This is a genomic window from Spirulina sp. CCY15215 (assembly GCF_016888125.1).
In the GTDB taxonomy this organism is placed as follows: domain Bacteria; phylum Cyanobacteriota; class Cyanobacteriia; order Cyanobacteriales; family Spirulinaceae; genus CCY15215.
On record NZ_JACSWA010000555.1, the window covers coordinates 1 to 22,043 of the forward strand.

At 40.8% G+C, this 22,043-nt stretch carries 19 protein-coding genes and 1 tRNA gene; 10 read left to right on the forward strand and 10 right to left on the reverse strand.

The window, feature by feature from the left end; all coding sequences use genetic code 11:
* From JUI58_RS19115 to JUI58_RS19125, 3 genes are all read right to left on the reverse strand, one after another.
* Positions 1 to 5,338: AAA family ATPase (locus JUI58_RS19115; RefSeq protein ID WP_204105407.1), on the reverse strand; the 5,338-nt coding region annotated here is incomplete at its 3' end.
* 148 nt (positions 5,339 to 5,486) lie between these two features.
* Positions 5,487 to 6,677 (reverse strand): MFS transporter, encoded by a 1,191-nt coding sequence (locus JUI58_RS19120; protein WP_204105408.1) that lies wholly within the window; start codon positions 6,675 to 6,677, stop codon positions 5,487 to 5,489.
* Between the two features lie 57 nt (positions 6,678 to 6,734).
* The gene (locus JUI58_RS19125; RefSeq protein ID WP_204105409.1) at positions 6,735 to 7,757 is read right to left on the reverse strand and encodes a cupin-like domain-containing protein; all 1,023 of its coding nucleotides are present in this window, start codon (positions 7,755 to 7,757) and stop codon (positions 6,735 to 6,737) included.
* 12 nt (positions 7,758 to 7,769) lie between these two features.
* Here JUI58_RS19125 and JUI58_RS19130 point away from each other — a divergent pair, with 12 nt between their 5' ends.
* Positions 7,770 to 7,949, forward strand: a complete 180-nt coding sequence (locus JUI58_RS19130) for a hypothetical protein (RefSeq protein ID WP_204105410.1) — start codon at positions 7,770 to 7,772, stop codon at positions 7,947 to 7,949.
* A 32-nt stretch (positions 7,950 to 7,981) separates the two neighbouring features.
* Positions 7,982 to 8,722, forward strand: coding sequence for an aspartyl/asparaginyl beta-hydroxylase domain-containing protein (locus JUI58_RS19135; protein ID WP_204105411.1), 741 nt, complete (start codon positions 7,982 to 7,984; stop codon positions 8,720 to 8,722).
* Between the two features lie 24 nt (positions 8,723 to 8,746).
* Here JUI58_RS19135 and JUI58_RS19140 read toward each other — a convergent pair whose 3' ends face one another.
* From JUI58_RS19140 to JUI58_RS19150, 3 genes are all read right to left on the reverse strand, one after another.
* A complete protein-coding gene (locus JUI58_RS19140) occupies positions 8,747 to 9,850 on the reverse strand; it encodes an acyltransferase (protein ID WP_204105412.1) in 1,104 nt (367 codons plus the stop codon).
* A gap of 86 nt (positions 9,851 to 9,936) precedes the next feature.
* A tRNA-Ser gene (locus tag JUI58_RS19145) sits at positions 9,937 to 10,021 on the reverse strand.
* Positions 10,022 to 10,129: 108 nt separating this feature from the next.
* On the reverse strand, positions 10,130 to 10,957 hold the full coding sequence (locus tag JUI58_RS19150) for an ABC transporter permease (RefSeq protein ID WP_204105413.1): 828 nt from the start codon (positions 10,955 to 10,957) through the stop codon (positions 10,130 to 10,132).
* Between the two features lie 188 nt (positions 10,958 to 11,145).
* Here JUI58_RS19150 and JUI58_RS19155 point away from each other — a divergent pair, with 188 nt between their 5' ends.
* Positions 11,146 to 11,469 (forward strand): phosphomannose isomerase type II C-terminal cupin domain, encoded by a 324-nt coding sequence (locus tag JUI58_RS19155; protein ID WP_348539927.1) that lies wholly within the window; start codon positions 11,146 to 11,148, stop codon positions 11,467 to 11,469.
* Here the strand turns inward: JUI58_RS19155 and JUI58_RS19160 are convergent.
* Positions 11,410 to 11,691: a hypothetical protein gene (locus tag JUI58_RS19160; RefSeq protein ID WP_204105415.1), complete on the reverse strand. Its 282-nt coding sequence runs from the start codon at positions 11,689 to 11,691 to the stop codon at positions 11,410 to 11,412. The two genes, JUI58_RS19155 and JUI58_RS19160, sit on opposite strands and share 60 nt — an antisense overlap.
* A 47-nt stretch (positions 11,692 to 11,738) precedes the next feature.
* Between JUI58_RS19160 and JUI58_RS19165 the strand changes: the two genes are divergently transcribed.
* The 3 genes from JUI58_RS19165 to JUI58_RS19175 are packed head-to-tail and all read left to right on the forward strand — an operon-like array spanning position 11,739 to position 16,045.
* The gene (locus tag JUI58_RS19165) at positions 11,739 to 12,071 is read left to right on the forward strand and encodes an anti-sigma factor antagonist (protein ID WP_204105416.1); all 333 of its coding nucleotides are present in this window, start codon (positions 11,739 to 11,741) and stop codon (positions 12,069 to 12,071) included.
* 56 nt (positions 12,072 to 12,127) lie between these two features.
* Positions 12,128 to 13,717 carry an SLBB domain-containing protein gene (locus JUI58_RS19170; RefSeq protein WP_204105417.1) on the forward strand — a complete coding sequence of 530 codons (1,590 nt, stop codon included), beginning with the start codon at positions 12,128 to 12,130 and terminating at the stop codon, positions 13,715 to 13,717.
* Positions 13,718 to 13,771: 54 nt separating this feature from the next.
* Positions 13,772 to 16,045 carry a polysaccharide biosynthesis tyrosine autokinase gene (locus tag JUI58_RS19175; protein WP_204105418.1) on the forward strand — a complete coding sequence of 758 codons (2,274 nt, stop codon included), beginning with the start codon at positions 13,772 to 13,774 and terminating at the stop codon, positions 16,043 to 16,045.
* 24 nt (positions 16,046 to 16,069) lie between these two features.
* Here the strand turns inward: JUI58_RS19175 and JUI58_RS19180 are convergent, their stop codons facing one another.
* Both JUI58_RS19180 and psaK read right to left on the reverse strand, forming a co-directional pair.
* Positions 16,070 to 16,903, reverse strand: coding sequence for a carbohydrate ABC transporter permease (locus tag JUI58_RS19180; protein WP_348539925.1), 834 nt, complete (start codon positions 16,901 to 16,903; stop codon positions 16,070 to 16,072).
* Between the two features lie 95 nt (positions 16,904 to 16,998).
* A complete protein-coding gene (gene psaK, locus JUI58_RS19185; RefSeq protein WP_239121581.1) occupies positions 16,999 to 17,262 on the reverse strand; it encodes a photosystem I reaction center subunit PsaK in 264 nt (87 codons plus the stop codon).
* Positions 17,263 to 17,553: 291 nt separating this feature from the next.
* Between psaK and JUI58_RS19190 the strand changes: the two genes are divergently transcribed.
* Genes JUI58_RS19190 through JUI58_RS19200 form a run of 3 tightly spaced genes read left to right on the forward strand, consistent with a single transcriptional unit; the run spans position 17,554 to position 20,158 of the window.
* Positions 17,554 to 18,618 (forward strand): Bpu10I family restriction endonuclease, encoded by a 1,065-nt coding sequence (locus tag JUI58_RS19190; protein ID WP_204105419.1) that lies wholly within the window; start codon positions 17,554 to 17,556, stop codon positions 18,616 to 18,618.
* A 59-nt stretch (positions 18,619 to 18,677) separates the two neighbouring features.
* On the forward strand, positions 18,678 to 19,061 hold the full coding sequence (locus tag JUI58_RS19195; RefSeq protein ID WP_204105420.1) for a hypothetical protein: 384 nt from the start codon (positions 18,678 to 18,680) through the stop codon (positions 19,059 to 19,061).
* 32 nt (positions 19,062 to 19,093) lie between these two features.
* Positions 19,094 to 20,158, forward strand: a complete 1,065-nt coding sequence (locus JUI58_RS19200; protein ID WP_204105421.1) for a folate-binding protein YgfZ — start codon at positions 19,094 to 19,096, stop codon at positions 20,156 to 20,158.
* Between the two features lie 17 nt (positions 20,159 to 20,175).
* Here the strand turns inward: JUI58_RS19200 and JUI58_RS19205 are convergent, their stop codons facing one another.
* The gene (locus tag JUI58_RS19205; protein ID WP_204105422.1) at positions 20,176 to 21,216 is read right to left on the reverse strand and encodes a serine/threonine-protein kinase; all 1,041 of its coding nucleotides are present in this window, start codon (positions 21,214 to 21,216) and stop codon (positions 20,176 to 20,178) included.
* A gap of 136 nt (positions 21,217 to 21,352) precedes the next feature.
* Here JUI58_RS19205 and JUI58_RS19210 point away from each other — a divergent pair, with 136 nt between their 5' ends.
* On the forward strand, positions 21,353 to 22,006 hold the full coding sequence (locus tag JUI58_RS19210; protein ID WP_204105423.1) for a DUF4033 domain-containing protein: 654 nt from the start codon (positions 21,353 to 21,355) through the stop codon (positions 22,004 to 22,006).
* Positions 22,007 to 22,043: the final 37 nt, after the last annotated feature.

Sequence of the window (22,043 nt, forward strand, 5' to 3'; positions counted from 1 at the left end):
TCGCGCCTTGATGATGTTCGACAATAATTTGATAAGTTGTGGATAGTCCCAAACCCGTCCCGCTTCCTACGGGTTTAGTGGTGAAAAACGGCTCAAACACTCGTTGACGCGTTACTGTATCCATTCCCATGCCATTATCGGCGATCGCAATTCTAACAAAATTTTCCCCTAGAATTTCCGTTTGAATGCGAATGCTGGGAGGGTCAGAGGATGCGCGATCGCCTTCCCTCAAGGCATCAATAGCATTCGTCAGAATATTAAAAAAGACTTGATTGAGTTGACTGGCATAACAAGTAATTTTCGGGAGTATGCCATATTTTTTAAGCACTTGAATGGTCGGAAATTCTTTGGTATTTCGCAAGCGATATTGTAATAAAATAAGCGTGCTTTCAATGTTTTCGTGGATATCAATGGTTTTATATTCTGCTTCATCAAGACGAGAAAACACGCGCAATCCTTTAACAATTGTTTCTATACGCTGGGCTCCATTTTTCATCGAGTCAAAGAGTTTAGGGTAATCTTCTGCAACAAATTCAAGTTCCATTTCTTCTTCGGTTTCTTGAATTTTGAGGGAAGGTTGGGAATGTTCTTGGCGATATAGTTCTAATAGGTGGAACAAGTCCTTCATATAAGTGCGAGCCGGAGTAAGATTGCTGTAAATAAAGCTAACTGGGTTATTGATTTCGTGGGCGACTCCTGCTACCATTTGACCAATTCCTGACATTTTTTCAGCTTGGATCAGTTGCGCTTGAGTTTGTTTGAGATTGATCAGGGTTTTTTCGAGGTCGCTATTTTTCTGATGAATTTCTTCCGTGCGCTGTTGAACTTTTTGCTCGAGGGTTATGTTAGCTCGAGATAAATTGGCATACAACAAGGCATTTTCGAGGGCGATCGCCGCTTGTGCGGTTAATAGTTGCAAAACCTCGAGGCGATCGCGGCTAAACACTCCCGCACTCGCGTGATGTTCGAGGTAAAGCAACCCCATCATTTTTCCCTGATGTAACAGAGGCATACAAAGCAGAGATTGAGGGGAGACATTTTGAAAATATTCATCGCGAGCAAAGTCGCTTCCTTCGGCGGCATTATCGAGGACGATGGCTTTGCGAGTATGGATCGTATAAGTGAGGACAGATTGAGGCAGCACAGAAGCAGGAAGGCGATCGAGGGGTTGAGATTGCAAGACTTGGACGCGATCGGGTTCGAGGGTAACTTCCGCTTCTACTTGCCAATTTCCCTCGCGATCGAGGATCAGGATTCCTCTTTGAGCGACGGCGTTTTCGAGGATAATCTGCATCATTTGAGCGAGGAGGCGATCGAGAACGATTTCGCTACCGAGGGCTTGAGATGCTTTGAGAATGCTGGCAAAATCAAGGGTATTTGCGGGGGTATTGGTACGAGTACCGGCGATCGTACTGCGGATATGAGTGAGAAATGCTTCTCGTACAGGAGTGCTAAAAAACTGCGGGTATTTTTGTATGAGGCGCTGAGTTTTCGCTTTTGCTCCCCAGTGATCGTAACAAAGATATGCTTGTTGCAAGTAGGCGCGGGCGATCGCGTCTTTTTCCCGAGCGAGGTAAAATTTTCCTGCAAGTTCGTTAGCCAGTGCTTCTTCTTGGATATACTGGTGTTCTTTTGCGCCTTGAATAGCGCGATCGTAGAGATCCGCAGCCGTTGCATATTGACCCAGGAGGCGATCGCCCTCGGCTGCGATGAGGTTGTATTTGTGCAAGAAATTCATGGGTGCATGATGCGCCCATTTCTGCATTTTTTTCTGATAAGTGTTGACTTTATCGAGCAGTTGTTTTTGTTGGCTTTCAGGAGCATTCGTACAAATTTCTAAATAAGTGAGAGAAGAATAGAAATAAAAAAGTACAGAGCTATAACCGCCCCGCATACTATTAAGATATTCCTCAGCTTGCAGGCTATTTTTCTCGGCTTCCTCGTAAGATTCAAAGCAATAGCAAAGCTGTAATTTGAGGATATAGAAATAGCCAAGAGCGCCGCGATCGCCTTCCTGTTGATGAATTGTTAATAATGCTTGTTCATTGTAAGGTTTTCCTGCAATACCGGGAGAGTTTTCCGTTTGACCCATTAACTCAAAAAGGGCGTGCTGAAGATGTCTAACTCTGTAGATTGCTTGATTTTGTTTGAGTTGTTCGATTTTCTGGCTATAATTATTAATTTCTTGTTGAGTTTGGTTCAGATTTTTGCCGCTAAAAAATAGAGTATTATTGTAAATCCCCAAACAATAGGCCGCAAATTCGATATCTCCTGTTTCTATACCACTTTGATAGCCTGCAAGTAAAGGTTTTAATGTTTTTTTAAGGTGATCTTGCCAATGAAAGATAAAGGTATTGAAGATCATAAAAACTTTGGACTTGAGTTCTTTTGCTTCTAATTTAGCCAACAATTCTGTACCCAGTTGACCGAATTGGTATCCCCTTTTAATAATAACTAAAATACCACAAAGAATTAAACCATAATTACAATAAGCATAAGCGGATAAAGGCGCATTACCATATTTTAGAGATAAGCTGACTTGTTTTAAAGCAATAAGTCCAAATAATTCAGTATTAACAAAATAAGCAGCAGAAAGAACACTGGCTAAAATTCGTAGTGCTGCGAGTTTAGTTGGCTCTTTCATGGGGGGAAGATCGAGCAAGTCTTTGGGTTGTTTATTAATGAGAGCAAGATTAATTTGACCCAGTGCTAAAAGAAGATGTAGTTTATGGGGTTTTTGCGGTAATTTTACTCCTAATAGTTTGAGGATTTCCAAGGCAGTTTCTACGGCTTGTTTAGGTTGACTTTTCGCAATATAACTGAGAATTCTAGTCTCATAAACTTTAACTCGATCGAGGATACATTTTGCCTTTTCTAAAACCAATGCTGTCCACTCTTCCATAACTGCAAATTCGCCACAAATATAAGCAGTTTCTACGGCTTCAATATGTAGTTTTAAGGTCAAATCATATTGGTTTTGCCAACTCTGGGGGGGTAATACTTCCAGCCCTATTTTTAAATAGGTAAATGCCGATCGCCGCGCTGCCGATCGATTGGCCTTTTTTCCTGCTTCTAAATTCAACTCTGCTAACTGTTTCTTTGCCGATCGCTTGACGATATAGGGACGAGCCAAGTTTAATTGGTTAACAATATCAAAAATTTTCTCTTCGCGTTGATTATCAGGTGTTTCGACTAATAATTGTCGTCCGAGAAGGAGGTGAAGGCGGCGTTTTTCCCAATCAGGAATGAGAGAATAGGCGGCTTGTTGAATGCGATCATGAGCAAATTTACAGCGTAGTTTTGCCTCTGTTTTTATCTTTGCTTCGATTAATTTGTAGTTTTCATGCAAAGGAAAAAGAAGCCCCTCTGCGATCGCCTCTTGTAGGGCGATCGCCACTTCTAAAGAAGATTTTCTGGCAATTCCGGTTAAAGTAGATAAGTCAAATTCGTTGCCGATACAAGCAGCAAATTGTAACATCTGTCCTGTGGCGATCGGCAGTTTCTCAATTTTTTGGGCGAGTAATTCTACTACATTTGCAGTGATTTCTCTCTTGCGAATTTGCGCTACATCCCACCGCCATTTCTGTTGTTGAGAGTCAAAAAATAACAATTTTTCGCCATAGAGTGCTTTGAAAAATTCATTGAGAAAAAAAGGATTACCTCCTGTTTTCTCTTGTAACAATTCTGCAAGAGGGCGTGCTAAAGTGGGAGAACAGAAGAGTGCATCGGTAACAAATCCCTCAATATCCGCTAAGGTCAAAGGTTCGAGGGTAATTTCAGAAACTGCAATACCACCTTCGCGAATAGTATTTAATGTCAACATCAAGGGATGCGCCTCATCTACTTCATTATCGCGATAAGCTCCAATAAAAAAGAAGTAACCTGTGTCCGGTGCTGTCATTAATAAATTTAACAGACTTAAAGAAGCAGAATCCGCCCATTGCAGATCGTCGAGAAAAAGAACGAGAGGGCGATCGCCTTGGGTAAAAACGCGAATAAAATTTTGTAGGGTTAAATTAAAGCGATATTGACTCTCCGTTGCCCCCAGTTGCGGAATATCAGGCTGTTGTCCGATAATAAGTTCCAGTTCGGGGATAATCTCACCGATCGCCCGTCCATTATCCCCCAGGGCTGTTTGTAGGTCTTTTCGCCATAGTTGCAATTCCGTTTCTGATTCTGCTAACAATTGTCGCATCAAAGCGCCGAGGGCATGGGCGATCGCGGAATAAGGGGTTTCGCGCTGTAATTGGTCGAACTTACCCGCCACAAAGAAGCCATGCCGTGCTGTAATGGGTTTGTGAACTTCCGCTACCAAGGCCGATTTCCCGATACCTGCATAACCTTTCACTAAACAAAGGGCTGGCTGTTGGCGATCTAGTCCTTGTTTAAAAGTAGACAATAAAGTAGCAATTTCCCGATCGCGGCCATAAAGTTTTTGGGGAATTTGCAAGCGATCGCCGCGATCGTTCCCTCCCACAATAAACGCTTCGATCTGCTGATTTTTGTACCATTGTTGGATACAAGTTTCGAGATCCCCTTTCAAACCATAAGCCGACTGATAGCGATCCTCTGCATTCTTCGCCATCAGTTTGAGAATAATTTCTCTGACTACAGAGGGAATTTCTCTGATATTTCCTATTCCCCATTCTCCATTTCTCACAGGTTGTTTGGCAATATGACAGTGAATAAGTTCGACGGGATCCGTCGTTGTGAAAGGCAATTGTCCCGTTAACAGTTCGTAAAAAGTCACCCCGAGGGAATAGAAATCGCTGCGATCGTCGATCGCCCGGTTCATACGTCCGGTTTGTTCTGGGGAAATATAAGCGAGAGTACCTTCGAGAGTGTTAGCGTTACGAAACGCAACAATTTCCCGCGATCGCACGGTAGCAATACCAAAGTCAATAATTTTAACCTGTTTGGTTTCAGGATTGAAAACAATATTACTGGGATTAATATCTTTGTGAATAATACCCGATTCGTGAACTTGACCGAGACAATCGGCGATCGCGATCGCCAATTCGAGAAACTCGGTAATACTTAACTTACCTGCTAATGCTAATTTTGTGAGAGAGTCTCCGCCAAAATCTTCAAGGACAATAGTTGGGCGATCGCGATCGTCCCAGAAATCATAAGCCTTTACTGCACCTAAAATATTAAGATTGCGAGTAATCTCGTATTCTCGCTGAAACCAAGCCAAATCTTCCGTTGTATGATGGGCTGTTTTTAATGTTTTCAGAATAACCGGTTTCTCATTACAGGCGCGATCGCCTCGATAGATTAGAATGCGATCGCTTTCGTAGAGTAGACTATTGGCGATCGCGTTTAGTTGTGCTGGCATTTTGATTCTTTCCTCTGTCCCAATCTTGACAGATACCCCCATTTTACAAGAAGCATTATGCCCTATATTATCCTTTTTCCGTGCTTCATTGCTCTCAATTCTATCTAGAACCTAAAAATCGCAAAACTAGCTCATAAAAATGAATAAATTAGCGCTTAGATACATTTATTTTAGCGGTGAACATAAGCAACGATCCTAAAAGTAACGGGACGATCGCGGCGATATAAAAAACTTGGTATAAAGGGCGATCGCCTAACAAAAAGCCAAATAATGCTGGGGCAAAAAACTGTCCGAGAAAATTCGTCCCCGTCCCTGCGGCGAGAATAGTAGATTGCAGTTCTAAAGAGGTAAGATTTGATAAAAGGGTGTAAATATTAGGCATAACAATACCAAATCCTACCCCTAACAAAATTGTTGCCGATAAGAACAGATAAAGGCGATCGAATTGAGGAATTGCTACTAAAACTAAAGCAACAATACCAAACCCCAATGCTGTTGCAGGCACAAGTCCCAAACGTCGCGCTAATTTCCGCACCCCAAATGCTGAAACCAGCGCAGATCCGATCGCTTGAGATGCTAAAGCAATACCATTAATTGCAGTCCCTGAATTAATCGTTGCTTTAAGATGAATGGGAAGATTAATCACAACCCCATAAGCTGTTGCTGCTGTAAAAGCAAGAGTCAAAAATAATTGCCATGTTAAAGGATTACTGATAACCTTTTTTAACTCCTGAGAATCTCCACCCATTGACGATAAAGATTGGGCTGAAGTTGTTAATTTTTCCGGTTGTTCAAAGACAAAAATAACGAGTAAAGCAAAGGGAATTGCTAACCCATATAACCAAAAAGCAACCCGCCATCCTAATAATCCCAATAAACCCGCAGAAATGGGGTAAATAATATTAGCGATCGCCAAGACACTAGAAACATAGGCGATCGCTAAAGCCCTAGCTTCTGCGGACTCGTAACGCTTAACTAATAATCCTAAACTAGCGGCGGCAATACCACCACTAGCAGCCCCAACTAATCCCCGGGTAATTAATAGGGGAATGAAACCATTCATTAACCCCCCAGCCATGCCAAATAAGGCGTAAAACACGAGAGAAATAACCAAAACCTTTACTTGACCAAAGCGATCGGCTAATAGCCCTAAAATGGGACTAAAAAGGGCAACAGTTAAATAATGGGTACTGACCAAATAACCGGCTAAAGTGCGATCGAGATGCAGTTGAGCAATAATTTCCGGTAAAATTGGAGCAATAACGGCTCCTGTCATCACAATTAAAGACCCTGTTGCCAATAAAACAAACAATGAGCGATCGCGCCAAGTAAATTCCATTAATTAAAAAAGTATGGGGGAAGAAAGAAAAGGAAAATTTTCCATTAGGAATGAATTTTAGAGCATCTGCATAATTTCCTTGATTTTTTGTTCGCGATCGCGACTAAAAAATGCCAAAATTAAACTCAAAATCAGATGAGGAACAGCAAAAGCACTGCCCAAATATCCCCGCCAGCGACTCCAAGAAAAAACTGCCCTTAAGGTTGGATAAACGCGCCAAAAACGATTAATAGAACAGACCATATCATCGCCTAAAGTATTTTCTAAAGCACTGACTTCATGCCACCAACCCGCAGGAATATATAAAATTTCTCCTGGTGCGAGGAGAATTTCTTGCTTGTAAGGTAGAGCTTTGCGATAATTAGGAAAGGCTTGAAAATCAGGTTGTTCGGGATACAACTGACTAAACCAAGATCGCATTTCTAAACCGCGATATAAATGGACAAAGATCGAAAAAGGATAGAGATTAGGTGTTTGCGAGGGAGGAAAAAGAATAACTTTTTTAGTGCCGTAGAGTTGAATTAGCGTACCATCCATTTGATCGTAATGCAAACATTCGACATGACTGCTAGGACCAACCCAAATATTAAAATGACTAATGGGTTTATCGAGTCCAATCTCAACAATTTTTTGCCTCGCTTCTTGGATTATTTTTTCCTGTTTTAGCGGTGTTTCATTAATTGAACATTTTGCTAAATAAATATCCTTTTCTTTTGCCTCTCCACTGCGTAACAGATTAGCATAAGTTTGAAAGGCTTTCCGTTCTGTTTGAACCCCACTACCAATATTGTCCCATTGACGTTTATCTTGTTGATAGCGCTGCTTTCCGTATTGCCGTAAGAGAAACTGGCGATCGCCTAATTTTTGGCAAAGAAAATCTAAATTCCATGCAGTTTTTCCTTCCAGTAACCCCGTCATAATTACCGGAATTCCCGGATTTTGGTATTGTTTGACAAATTCTTTTTGGGTGAGATCGGCAAGCGAAACTCGTGCGATCGCAGGAATTGACCGATCTAAATTTAACTTGGGTCGAGACTCCAATTCTACTGTCATAAGTTCGTCAGGTACGATTGTTTGCAATACGACAAAATAGTGAAGTTTGATTATAAAGCACCTCGTGCCAATTTTGGCTTTCTCTTGCAGCCAGTTTTCCCAACTGTCACCAACAATCGCTATTTTCTCAAATTTTCTTGGCAGCGCGATCGCTCCTCAGCTATAATCAGAAGTCGATTTGTCAGTTTGGACAATATTGCGGGATTTACCCGGTGTTAATTCACAAGAGAAACAACAATCAGGAAAAAATAATGGTCAATCCAACTAACTTTTTAGTCAAAAATTTAGAAAAAACAGTTTTAAATCTTTCTTGGCTCGAAGATTTAGTCGGAAAATATTCTTTAGTCGGAGATTCGGCTTTTTTTGAAGTTGAGCAATTTCCTTGGGCGAAGGATTTAGAAGCAAATTGGTTAACGATTCGTAAAGAACTTGATGCTGTCCTCGATCGCGTCAATGACTTACCCAATTATCAACAAATTTCCAGCAGACAAGCTAATATCACCGATGACGATCGCTGGAAAACTTACTTTTTTTATGCCTTTGGTTATAAAGCGGAAAAAAATTGCCAGCAATGTCCGGAAACAGCGAAGTTATTAGAAGGAATTCCAGGTTTAAAAGCTGCATTTTTCTCGATTTTAGCCCCTCACAAACATATTCCCGAACACCGAGGAAAACATAAAGGTTTAATTCGTTATCATTTGGGTTTAAAAATTCCTGAACCCCAGTCAGGCTGTCGCATTCGCGTTGGCGATCGCACTGCTTATTGGCAAGAAGGAAAAAGTTTGATTTTTGATGATACTTTTCTCCACGAAGCATGGAATGAAACGGAAGAATATCGCGTCGTTTTGTTCCTTGATGTTGCCCGTCCTTTGCGTTTTCCCATGTCATTAGTCAATTGGCTAGGAAACAAACTCATTGCTGCTTCCCCCATTGTTCAAGAAGCCAAAGAAAATCATGAAAGTTGGCAAAAACAGTTTGAACAAACATTATAATGCTATGATTAAATTGTCAGGACTTTAGTTAAATTGGCGAGAAACTCGTAGTATAATTTTCCTCAACAATATTTCTAACCAGATAAATAAGGTAACGTATAAAGTTAACAAAATTACCGAAATACCGATCGCAATTGCAACTCTTATATTTGCCTCGATAGGCATATTTTTGGTAATATAAGGCAAGAAAACAAAAAAGAGCGGCTGATGAATTAAATAAATTTGGTACGAATATAAACCGATCGCGAAGAAAAAACGCAAGATATATTTGAGTTGTTTCTGAAATTGTTCGAGATACTCGAAACCTAGATAACAAGCTAGAAAAATAAAAGGAGTAAAAACAATATCAAATCCTTGCATATATATAATTCTAGTTTTAGTGACAAGGAATAAAGCATAAATAATGCAACTAATAACAAATAAAGCGACGGTAGCGACTTTATCAATTTTTCTCAAAGATTGGTGTTTGCTAAAGATAATTCCCCAGTACAATCCTAAACAAAATTGAGTGATGTAACTACCAATATGATTATGCTGTAAAAAATTCCAATACAGCCGAGATTCAAAAGGAACAGTGAGACAAACTAGCTTAGATGAAATTCCAATAAGTATCCCCAAAATCAGGATTTTTCGAGGCTGACTATTGCAGATCCAGAAAATAATTGGAGTAATTAAATAAGCCTGTAAAATAACTGTAAAAAACCAGAGTCCAGAATTAATAAAAGCAGAACTCGAACCCGCAAAACCCAAAACTGTTAAGAGAAACTTAAAATTGTAGTATTCTCTTGATTGATTGACAACACCATAAAGTAACAGAGTGATTCCAATAGCAAGAAAATACGTGGGATAAAGTCTATTTAACCTTTTGATCAGCCACGATCGCCAATCCGTTGTAATTTTAGTTAAGTTATTTTTTTGAGCCTTCAAAGCTAAACCATAACTGATGTTAAAGCCAGCAATGACAAAAAAGATATCAACTGCACCATAGCCAATTTTAGCTCCAATTCGATCCAAAGCAATAACCCAATCCAAGCGATCGGGGTAATTTTGGAAAAAATGAAAAAAAACAATCCCTAAAATTGCCAATCCTTTAGTTAAATCGATCCAAGTTAATCTTTTTAAGGTCATTTACTTATTATTTTAACCAGATTAATATTTTAGTATTGCTCCCTTTTCTCTAGTGGTAACTGGTAACTTAACTGGTAACTAGCAAACGGAGAGGGAGGGATTCGAACCCTCGAAGGCTTTCACCTTAACAGTTTTCGAGACTATCGCATTCAACCACTCTGCCACCTCTCCAAGGTCGATCTGGTTCTTCGCTACATTATACCTTAATCGGGAAAATTGGGGAGGCGATCCTGTTCCCTCAAAAAGATATGCTAATGCGATCGCCTCTAGCCGCAAAATCTAATCTTGTTGGTGAGAAAACTTATAGGCACCCCAAAAGGCTAAGGCGATCGCCACCACCAGCAAAACCGGAATCGAATACCAAGGAAACTGAGAAATAGGGGCATAGGCAGCCGATCGCAGGGCAATACTGGTATAAGTTAAAGGTAAGCAATAAACGACAATTTTTAAAGCAATGGGTAAAGTTGCCGGATCGAAAAATGTTGCGCCTAAAAAAGACATGGGAACAATAAGAAAATTGTTATATAAACCAACACTTTCTAAGGATTTAACGCTTAATCCTGTAATGACTCCCAACCCGGCAAAAACAGCACAATTGAGAACAACAACCAACAGGAATAAAGGATTGATAAAACTAAAAATCTTGCCCGTAAAGATTACCGCAACTAAAATCACGGCACAGGAAGTCATTAAGCCGCGCAAAATTCCCGCAACAACTTTCCCCCAATATAATGCGAGGGGATGAACCGGTAATAATAATAACTCTTCAAAAGTTTGACTGAATAGGCGATCGCCACAAATAGAAAAAGTCGTGCCACCGAAACTAATAGTCATGGAAGATAAAGCCACCATCCCAGGTAAAATAAACTCGAGGTAGCTATCCCCCAGGGGAGGAGTCGTGGCACGATCGAGGGCGCTTCCCAAACCCAACCCAAAGGCGAAAATATAGATAAGCGGGGAGATTAAGCCCGTTGCAGCGACTTGAACAATTCTTGCCCGTAATTCTAACCAATCTCCCCAGAAGACCGTTAAAATGTCAGCCAGTAGGGTTTGTAGCGAAGAAGTCGGGACAGCGCGATCGCGGTGAGGAGAGAGTTCGGATTTCACGGGTTTTAGTAGGAATGCTAAGTTTTCTTAAGAAGCAACTTATACCAATTCTTGCGCGATCGGGCAACAAAGGAAAAAAAATGAGAAAATAATAACAATCGGGAGAAAAAACCATGAGCAACAAACCAGCAGATAAACAGGCAAATGAAATCCAAGCCGGAATTAGAGTCGAAGAGCGACCTTGGGGCATGGTGACGGTATTGGAGGAAGGTCCTCGCTATCGCATCAACCGCATTGAGGTGAAACCCAAACATCATATTAGTACCCAAATGCACTATCATCGCAGCGAACATTGGATTGTTGTGGCAGGGACAGCCAAGGTGATTTGTAATGAGAAAGAAACCCTATTAATGCAAAAGCAATCAACCTATGTTCCCATGAATTCCAAGCATCGCGTCGAAAATCCAGGGGTGATTCCTTTAGTTATGATTGAGGTACAAAACGGGGAATTTTTAGGGGATGAAGATATTATTCGCTTTCCCGAAGAAGAATCCACAAACCCAGAAAAATAGTCTCATTCTTGCAGTAACTTTTTTCAGCCCACTTGCTGCGATCGCCGCTTTTCTGGCCACCGAGCTAATATGACTTCCGAGGCGATCGCGGTCATCGTAGACATATTCGGTGATATTGGTCAATCTTTGAATGAAATCAATATAGAATGCCAAGATGAGAAAGGAAACCAGATCCTGAAGGCTGTAGTCAAATCTTAAGGGTGCAATATTTTGAGACAGCACAACCTTCCGTTCCTTACAATCCATCCCGGTAATCGACCATGAAAATCATGAATATCAACGTAAAAACCGTCGGCGATATCACCGTTGTCGAACTGATTGGGGAAGTCGATGCGAATACCGCACCCGAAGTCCAGCAGCAAGTGCTACCCCTTGCTCTTCCCCAAAGTAAAATTCTCCTTAACATGAGCGAAGTCCCTTATATGTCCAGTGCGGGATTGCGAATGTTACTTTCTCTTTATCGACAAGCCAGCGCAAAAGATGGTCAATTGGTTCTCGTAGGCTTGGCCCAGGAAATCTATCGAACCATGTCCGTTACCGGATTTCTCAACTTTTTTACTACCTGCGAAACTCAGGAGATCGGGTTGGAACTTTTGCGTTAGAATAGGGCGCGAGGGCTTTGACCTACCATACAGAGTGAATATTTGCTGCGATCGCAATGAAACGAATATTTTGGCCAGCATTTTCCCTAACCTTTTTCGCTACATTTGGCGGGATAGCAACTTGTTTTGCTTCTCCAGTTGGGGCGCAAATTCCCGTTTTAGAGGGTCAACCCCCACTCATCTTAGAAGGTCAACCACAAGACATTTGGCAAGGACAACCCCCAGAAAATTGCCCCGATTGTTTTCTCTCCCCTCCTCCCTATATCTCACCTCCAACCCTCCCCGATCGCGACTTGGAGAGCGAATATTTACTCGGAGGGGGCGATCGCCTCACCATTGATATTTTTGAAGTTCCCCAATATAGCGGCCTTTACCAAGTTCCCATCGATGGCATTATTTTTCTCCCCTTAATTGGCGGAGTTTCCGTGGCAGGATTAACCCTAGAAGAGGCCACCAACGCCATTTCTCAAAAATATTCTGTCTACCTCAAACGTCCCTTAATCACCATTCGCCTGCGAAATTCTCGTCCCCTCAATATTTTTGTCGCTGGGGAAGTCACTAATCCAGGCTCCTTTACCGTAGACTTGATCGGCGGTGCCGGGGACAATCCTGGGGTACAGCATCCCACCCTAACCGCCGCCTTAAAAGCCGCAGGAGGCATTACCCTGAGTGCTGATATCAGCCGCATTCAACTCCGTCGCCGCCGTCCTCGTCAAGACAGCGATCGCGTTTTTGAAATCGATTTAGAAAGCCTCTTACAGAGCGGCGATCGCACCGTCGATTTGACCTTACGAGATGGGGATACCGTTTTTGTCCCCGTACAACCCGATATTGAACTTCGCAACCTCCGACAACTGGCAACCCTTGACTTTGCCGCCGATATTGAAACCGGACGCACGGTATCGATAGTGGGAGAGGTAAAACGTCCAGGCTCCTACAATATTATCGGCACAGCCCTATCGAGTGGAGGCGCAACGGGACTCACCGGAGGCATTCCCACCCTAACCCAAGCCCTACAAGAAGCTGGCGGCATTGAAATGACCGCCGATGTTCGCAATATTGCCATTCGTCGCCCCACAAAAGCCGGAGGCGAGCAAATTATCCCCATTAATCTTTGGGAATTCCTCCAAGCGGGAGATATTACCCAAGATACTCCCTTACAAGAAGGAGATACGATCATCGTTCCTGAAGCCAGCCAATACTCCGCCGCAGAACTCAGCGAATTGGCCTCGGCTCGATTTGCCCCAGATTCTATCAAAGTGAGCGTGGTTGGCGAAGTACAAAGCCCCGGTATCGTTGCAGTTACTCCCAATACTACCCTCAACCAAGCCTTAATGACCGCCGGGGGATTTAACCGCGATCGCGCCTTTCGGGAAAATGTGCGTCTCATTCGCCTCAATCCTGATGGAACAGTTATTTCTCGGGAAGTCGCTGTAGATATTGCTCAAGCAACCGTCAACGAACAAAGTAACCCCATTCTCAAAGAAAACGATATCATTTTAGTAGGACGAAATCGCAATACGCGGGTTTCAGATGCTCTCACCACCTTTTTTAATGCAGGAACAGGCGCTCTTGCTGTCTTCTCAATTCCCGATCGCATTATTGGTATTTTAGAAACCTTGGGAATTATCAATATTCCAGACTAGAATAGAGAATAAAATAAAATAGAGAATAAAATAGAGAATATATTTATTCCCCCCATGAGTCCTAAACCAGACTATCCTTTTTTCTCACCCCAATCTTCCGAATATTCTTTATCGCCGTCGTCTCTGATTCCTCCTCAAAAAGAAGAAACCAGTCTAGACTTGGCTTGGCTTTTTTCTGTTTTTCGCCGTCGTTTTTGGATTATGGCTATGGTAGCAGGAACTTTGGCGATCGCCACAGGGGGAACTGTTTTTCTGAAGGCGAAGAAAGTTGAGGAAGCATTTAAAGGCTCGTTTCAAGTCTTAGTTGAACCCGTTACCGTCGAAGGTCGTTTAGCACGTTTATCCCTTTTAGCTCAGAGTGGAACCGGTACAACTTCCGCTACCGAAGTCTCAAAAGAAGGAGTGGGTCGCTCGGATTTATTGGACTATGAAACCCAAATTCGGGTCTTAAAGAGTCCTAAGATTTTAGAACCGTTGGTGGAGAAAATAAAAGTAAAATACCCAGATATAAAAATTGGGGATTTGACTAAAGATTTAACCCTCGATCGCATTAAATATGAAAAAGATGGCAAGTTTGAAGGCACCAAAATTTTAGAAGTGAGTTATGCCGATGCCGATCGAGATAAAATTATCTTTATTTTAGAGCAAGTCAAGGATGTTTACCTGGAATATTCTTTAGAGGAACGTTTAAATAGTCTCAACAAGGGAATCGAGCATATTAACAAACAATTACCAGAATTACAGGGAAGTGTCGATGGACTACAAAAACAATTACAACAATTACGCGAACGCAATCACGTTAATTACCCCGAAGAAACCGCTAAAGATTTAGCGGCTCAAGCACGAGATTTAAGCAGTCAACACATTAATACTCAAGCTCAATTAGAAGAAGCAAAAGCCAATTATGCGGGTCTTAAGGAGCAAATTGCTTTAGGAAATCCTGTTGCTGTACTTTTAAGCAGTACAGAAACACAACAGGCTTACAGTTTGTTGTTGGCTCAATTACAAACAATTGAGGCTCAAATTGCTACAGATTCAACTCAATTTAAAGAGGACAGTCCTCCTTTACAAATCAAATACGAAAAACGGGAGAATTTAAAGAAAATTTTAATTCAAGAAGCTAACAAAGTGGTGGAAACCATAGCGGTAAAAATTCAAGATTTAGAAGCACGAATTAACTATATTAAAGCCACAGAGAAAGAATTACAAAATCGTTTGGATGGTTTTCCAAAGGTTCTGCGTAGCTATGCCGATTTAGAGCGAAATCTTGCGGTGGCCTCAGAGAGTTTGAAAACATTTTTAGAAAAGCGAGAGGGATTAAAATTAGATGCTTCTCAAAGTAGTATTCCGTGGATTTTAATCAAAGAACCTGATATTTGGAGATTGCCTAATGGCATTCCATTATCATTTAAAGAAGGAAATGCAAAACGAACAGTTGCGATCGCCGTTATCCTCTCATCTCTATTTGGAATAGGAATTGGTTTTATTGTTGAAATTCTCCACTCGGTTTATCATACTCCGGAAGAAATCAAAAATGCAACAAAATTAAGATTATTAGGATCGATCCCGACTTTTAAAAAGCTCAGAAAATACGAGAAAAAATTAGAAAAACTGGCAGATAAAAAGAACTTGTTACTCGTTCCTTCTGATTTTCCCAAACCCAATTATTCTCGAGCTTATTTAGAATCTTTTCGTTCCCTTTATACCAATATCGATCTCCTTGGAACGAGTCGTTCTCTTACGATTGGATCGGCGGCTCCCAGTGATGGAAAATCAACCATTGCTCGCCAATTAGCTGAGACGGCTGCCAGTATGGATCGGCGGGTTTTATTAGTTGATGCTGACTTACGCAAACCTCAATTACACTTGCGCTTGGGGTTAAAAAATAGTCTCGGACTCAGTGATATTTTACAAAGCGATCTAAGTTTAAATGACGTGATTCAACAATTTCCCCTTGAAGAAAATCTCTTCTTTCTTTGTGCTGGACAAACAATTGTCGATCCAGTTAAGTTATTATCTTCTGGAAAAATGCAGCATTTAACCGAACAGTTTCAAGGTTTTTTCGATCTGGTTATTTATAATGTTCCTCCTCTGGTTGGTTTAGCAGACGGACATATTTTAGCGGCAAAATCTGACGGGATTATTCTGGTTGTCTGTTTAGAGAAAACCGATCGCGGTCTTCTCGATAAGGCGATCGAAAACTTGAAAATTTCTGGCGCTTCAGTTCTTGGTTTCGTCGCTAACAATGTTAAAAATTACGTTCCCGTTTCCTATCTTATGCCGCGAGAACGTCCCTCTCGTTTTCCCCGTTTGGGTCAGAAAATGTGATATTTTTAGACTTGAGAATTTTGTTTATCCTTTGACACCGCTTCCCGTTTCTGTGGGAATAATATAGCGCTGAACAAAAACAAAAAATAATAAGGCTGGAGCAATAGCAATAATAGAACCCGCAGCCACTAAACGCCAACTTAAATCTTCTCCACGGAATAGCTTAGATACTCCCAAAGGAAGGGTATAATATTCAGGGTCTGTAATCACAATAAGCGGCCAGAGAAAGTCACTCCAAGAGCCAATAAAGACAAAAATTGCTAATGTGACTAAGGCAGGACGAATCGCAGGGAGCATAACGTGCCACCATAAGCCTAACTCCGTACAGCCGTCCATACGAGCAGCTTCTTCTAATTCTTTGGGTACCCCTTGAAAGGCTTGACGGAGGAGGAAAATGCCAAAAGCAGAGGCGATCGCCGGAAAAATAATGCCTAAATAACTGTTGACTAAATTGAGTTTTACTGTTATTATATATAGAGGAATCATGACGATTTGAAAAGGAATCATGATCGTGGAGACGACAAGAGCAAAAATCAAATCTCGTCCTTTAAATGTTAATCTTGCTAAAGGATAGGCAGCTAAGGAAGAAGATAAAAGATTGAGAAAAACAGTTAACACAGCAATTAGGGTACTGTTGAATAAATAGCGGCCAAAGGGATGTAATTGCCAAACTTCACGAAAGTTGTTTAAAGTTGGTTCTCGGGGAATGAGTTGGGGAGGAAACCCAAAAATTTGTTCCGTGGGTGACTTTAAAGATGTTCCTAGCAACCACAGCAAAGGAAATAACATTAAGGTAGCAAGGAGAGTGAGTATAAAATAGGTTCGGAATAGCTGCGATCGCGTTTTCGTTTGAGTCACTTTGGTTAGGATTAAAGAATTAGAATTAAAGAAAAAGAAAAAATAGCCCTCTCGAATGTCGAGACAGCTATTTTTTCAAGCATAACTAAATTGGGTTAAAGAACCCCAAGGCTACCCAGTGCTAGAATAGCCCCACAACCGATAATGTGACCGAAACTGGTTGTTCCCAGTAAAGCCGGTAAACCCATTCCACCAAACATTCCAGGCATGGGAAGTGCGGGTCCTTCACTGGGGTTTTGGATGGTTGCTTTACCAATTGCGATCGCCAAAATGTTGCAGACAACCATAACAGCACCGACTTTAGGACTCCATGCTACAGTAGTGGGAACGGCGGCAGCCAATAGTATTAGATTAGTCAATTTCTTTTCTCCTCAACGAATTCGCTGTAATTTTTATCTCAAATTTTGGAGTCGCAATTATCATTTTGTTACAATAATTAACATTTTCTTAATATCTCATCAGACAGAGAGATAGGGATATGTTCGCAAAGAATCGTTACAATAAGGGCGATCGCTTCTACGGTGATAACCGATACCCGCTTGCAACCCGCACCCCATCATGTTGTTATTGTCGGTGGAGGGTTTGGGGGGACTCTACGCCGCAAAAGCATTGGCCAATACTTCTGTTAGAGTTACAAGGAATAGCGAAAATTGAAAGAATTTGATAAACCGATTCCACAAGAATTATTAAATATTGTTGATAAAAAGAGAAAAAACTTGTTTACATGGCGCGGTCAATTTTCTCCACAGTTGATTGAGACTTTTCTAAAATTTTACTGTCTCCCTGATTCAATTGTCCTCGATCCTTTTGCAGGAAGTGGAACAGTTTTATTTGAATCAGGCAATTTGTCTCTTGTAGCCTATGGTTTTGAAATTAATCCAGCCGCTTTACTGATGAGTAAAACCTATGAATTCATTAACAAATCCAATAAAAAAGATATTATAGATCGGTTCAGAGAGAAATTAGAGCGAGAGTTTCCTGTAAAAATATTGATAGGATATGGACAAACTATTGAAAATTTAGAAGCGAAAATATGGAAGATTGGCAGCGAACTTGATCGGGAAACAAAAATATTATTTGAAGCATTAATTATTCTTCTCGATCTGGGAAAAAATCAAATTACCAGTGATTTTATCCAAAAAAAGTTATTCTGTTTAGTTAAAATAATTGAAGGTTTATCTTTCTCTCAAAAAGCAATTAAAGTTGATTTTTCTGATGCAAGACAACTCCCTATTCATAACGATATAGTTGATTTTGTCATCACTTCTCCACCTTATATTAATGTTTTTAACTATCATCAAAATTATAGAAAATCTGTTGAAATTTTAGGATGGGATGTTCTAAAAATAGCAAAATCTGAAATTGGCTCGAATAGAGCTAATCGAGGAAACCGCTTTTATACTGTTGTTCAATATTGTTTGGATATGGCAGATGTTTTACAGGAACTTTCCAGGGTGAGCAAGAAATTTGCTCGTATTGTTTTAATTGTTGGATATGAGTCTAAAGTTCTTGGTGTTCCCTTCAATAATGCTGATATTAGACAAGAATATAAAACACCAGAAGCAAGACATATCCATCGATCGGTGTATGAAGAATTTTTAGATTCTTCAAAATATTATGCTGATGTCTTTCAAAGAATGATTGATAAAATTCAAACTATAATTGATGATTCAAGTCCATCTATCGATCGCGTTCTTGATCGAGGTCATTTTTAACCATAAAATATACATATTGTCAAGCTCTAGAAACCACAATAATAGATATAGATCGATCGATGAAACCTAAATTTAAAACCACTCAAGATTGGGAAAAAGCTCAAATTCTCATGCAGCCTTCTTTAATTCGCGTGATTGATAATATTAGGAAGCAGCTTGATACTTCTCGCTGGAAGGGGACTTATGAGGATATTCAAGAACCTTTTCCGGGTCATCGACTGCGCTTGACGAATGAAGGGCGATCGCTTACCTTCGATATCTGGGATTTATGTTTTCAAGCCTGTTTTCTCAACTATCCTCCTCCTTCTCATTCCCAACCCGAGGGGGAAGTCGAAGTTGAGATTGACTTGCGCTTGTTTGATGAACAAGGAGAGGTGGATTGGAATATACTCGATAATAAAGTTAAACAATTGGTAGATGCAATTTTTGCCGATTTATCCTAGTATTTAGTAATCAATAATCAGTTATTCGGAATATGACACAAACATTGCAAGAAATTCAGGTCAGTTTAGGAGCAGTTTTTGAGGGAGAATCTACGATTCCTAATAGTTTTGGCAATGATTTAGCGGCTTTGTCAGCCATTAAAAAAGGCGTTATCTTGTGCGATCGCTCTCATTCTGGACTGATTCGACTCACAGGAGAAGATCGGGTACAATTTCTCCACAATCAAAGTACCAACGATATTAAACGCTTGCAACCAGGAGAAGGCTGTCAAACTGTATTTGTTACCTCTACAGCTAGGACAATCGATCTCGCAACAGTTTACGCGACAGAAGAAGAGTTATTACTTTGGCTTTCTCCTGGTCAAAATCAGTCAATGATTAAATGGTTGGATCGCTATCTTTTCCCGATGGATCGCGTTAAATTAACGGATATTTCTGAAGAAATGGCTATTTTTACCCTCATTGGCGAGGGAAGTGAAAATTTCATCAAAAATCTGAGTTTAGAGGGGTTATCGAGTCAGTTAGAGGGCAATCATACCCAATTTAACTTAGCTGGAGAAGAGATAAAAATTGCTGTAGGAAATGGTTTGGGACTGTCTGGATATACTTTGATAATGCCGATCAACGGTGCAGGGAAAGTATGGGGAGAATTGGTAAAAAAAGGAGCAATACCCGCAGGCGATCGCCTTTGGGAACAGTTACGAATTCAACAAGGAAGACCCCTTCCTGAAGCTGAATTAACAGACGAATACAATCCTTTAGAAGCGGGTTTATGGAACAAGATTTCTTTTGAGAAAGGCTGTTATATTGGTCAAGAAACTGTCGCCCGTCTCAATACCTATAAAGGAGTCAAACAACGCTTATGGGGTATTAAATTGGATGCCCCCGTTGCACCGGATACTCCCATTATAATTGAGGAAAAGAAAGTGGGTAAAATTACCAGTTCTATTGATACTCCCGAGGGGTCATTAGGATTGGCTTATTTGAAAACAAAAGCAGGAGGAGAAGGTTTAAAAGTGAAAATAGGCGAAAGCACAGGAGAATTTGTTGCTGTGCCGTTTTTAAGTCACGAATATTACGCAGGCAAACAATCTTAAATTTAGATTAATTGCACTTAACTGCTTGTTTTATTTTCTCCCCAATATTCCGATTGTAGTTCTTCTAATTCGCGATCGATTTGGCTTTGAGATGTTACCGTAGGAGGGGCGATCGCCTTTTGCGAACTTACCCCAGTAAATTGAGTTTGTAACTGTTCTAACTCCAAATCGATCGCAGTGGAAATTGTTTGCAAATCTTGCAATATTTCTGAGATAGAACCATAGCGCTGACTCATTGCCGCCATTAACATCTTATCGAGAATTTGTCTTAAATCTGCACGAATAGGGTGCTTTAGATATTTTTTCCAGATCCATATTCCCTCATGAATATCGAAGAGATCGAAAGGATGTAAACCCGTTAATAAACTAATACAAGTCACCCCCAAACTATAAATATCACTAGCATAAGTTGCCCGACCGATCGCCTGTTCCGGTGCCACAAATCCCGCAGATCCAATCGCCGTTCCCGTTTCTTGTAAAGTTTTCGCATTAATAATTTTAGATGCACCAAAATCGACCAAAAATAATAAATGATCGCTTTGACGACGAATAATATTTTCAGGCTTAATATCGCGATGAATGACTTGATGTTCGTGGACAAAAGCTAATACAGGTAAGAGATTTTCCAGTAAAGCCCGAACTTTAATTTCATCAAATATACCTAATTTTCCTAATTCTCCCCCTAAATGATCCCCCGCAATGAATTCCTGTACCAAATATTGGCGATCGCGCAAAGAAAAATAAGCCAATAAATCGGGAATTTGGGGATGAATTCCCAACTCATCCAACTGAATAGCTTCTCGTTGAAACAATTCTGCAGCTTTGGCGATCGCGCTTTTTCCCGTTGCGAGGGGAAAAAATTGCTTAATCACGCAATAGGGTTGTGAAGGTTTATCTTCATCGATCGCCAGAAATGTTTTGCCAAAACCCCCTTGTCCCAAAGGTTTAAGGGTTCGATAGCGATCTTTGAGCTTTAATTCTCCCCCACAAGTATGACAATATTTCGCATCATCGGGATTTTCAGGTTGAGAACAGTTGGGATCGAGACAATAACTCATGGGTGCAGAAATGCAAACAATATTTCCTCCTTCTATGGTATGACTCAGGGAGAGAAATTATGGCGATCGCAAATCTTCACCATTGGAAACGAGTATGATAGAAGAGCATAAAAAACTGTAGGGTGAAAGTTTAGAGATGAACACTGTAGAGAAAGAAATTTACGACGACAATCTTTTCGATCTCTTGTTTATTGCGCTATTTACCCACAAAATGGAGATCGCCTTGGGTAAAACCACGCAACTAAAGGGTTATGACGGCTTTGTAGACCTATCTGAACAGATTGTACGCGGTCGCAGCCCCAAGGAACAGCAAGAAATCGTTGCTGTTGTTTTACAGTCCTTAGTCCCCGCGCAAATTCTGGCGATCGTGCGAGGTGTTTTTTCGCCGACCAAATTAGTGTGCGAACTTAATGCCTGGTTTGGTGCTAATTTATTTCAATGGTTAGTGGGTTCTTGTGAGGTAGTTACAGTTGATATTCCCACAGAAGATGAAACTATAAAAAGCCAAAAAAGCGGCATTCATATTAAAAAATGTAGATATTTAGAGAACAGTGGTTGCGTGGGAATGTGCGTGAATATGTGCAAAATTCCGACTCAAGAATTCTTTACAGAAAAATTTGGCATTCCCCTCACCATGATTCCCAATTTTGAGGATCTTAGTTGTGAGATGATATTTGGACAGACTCCCCCTCCTCCAGAGGAAGATCCTGCTTACCATCAGCCTTGTTTAGCAAACCAGTCTTCTTTAGACAAACAATCCCTAAAACCTTGTCCTAAAGTCAGCATCTAAACTCAGCACCTAAACTCAGCACCTAAACTCAGCAATT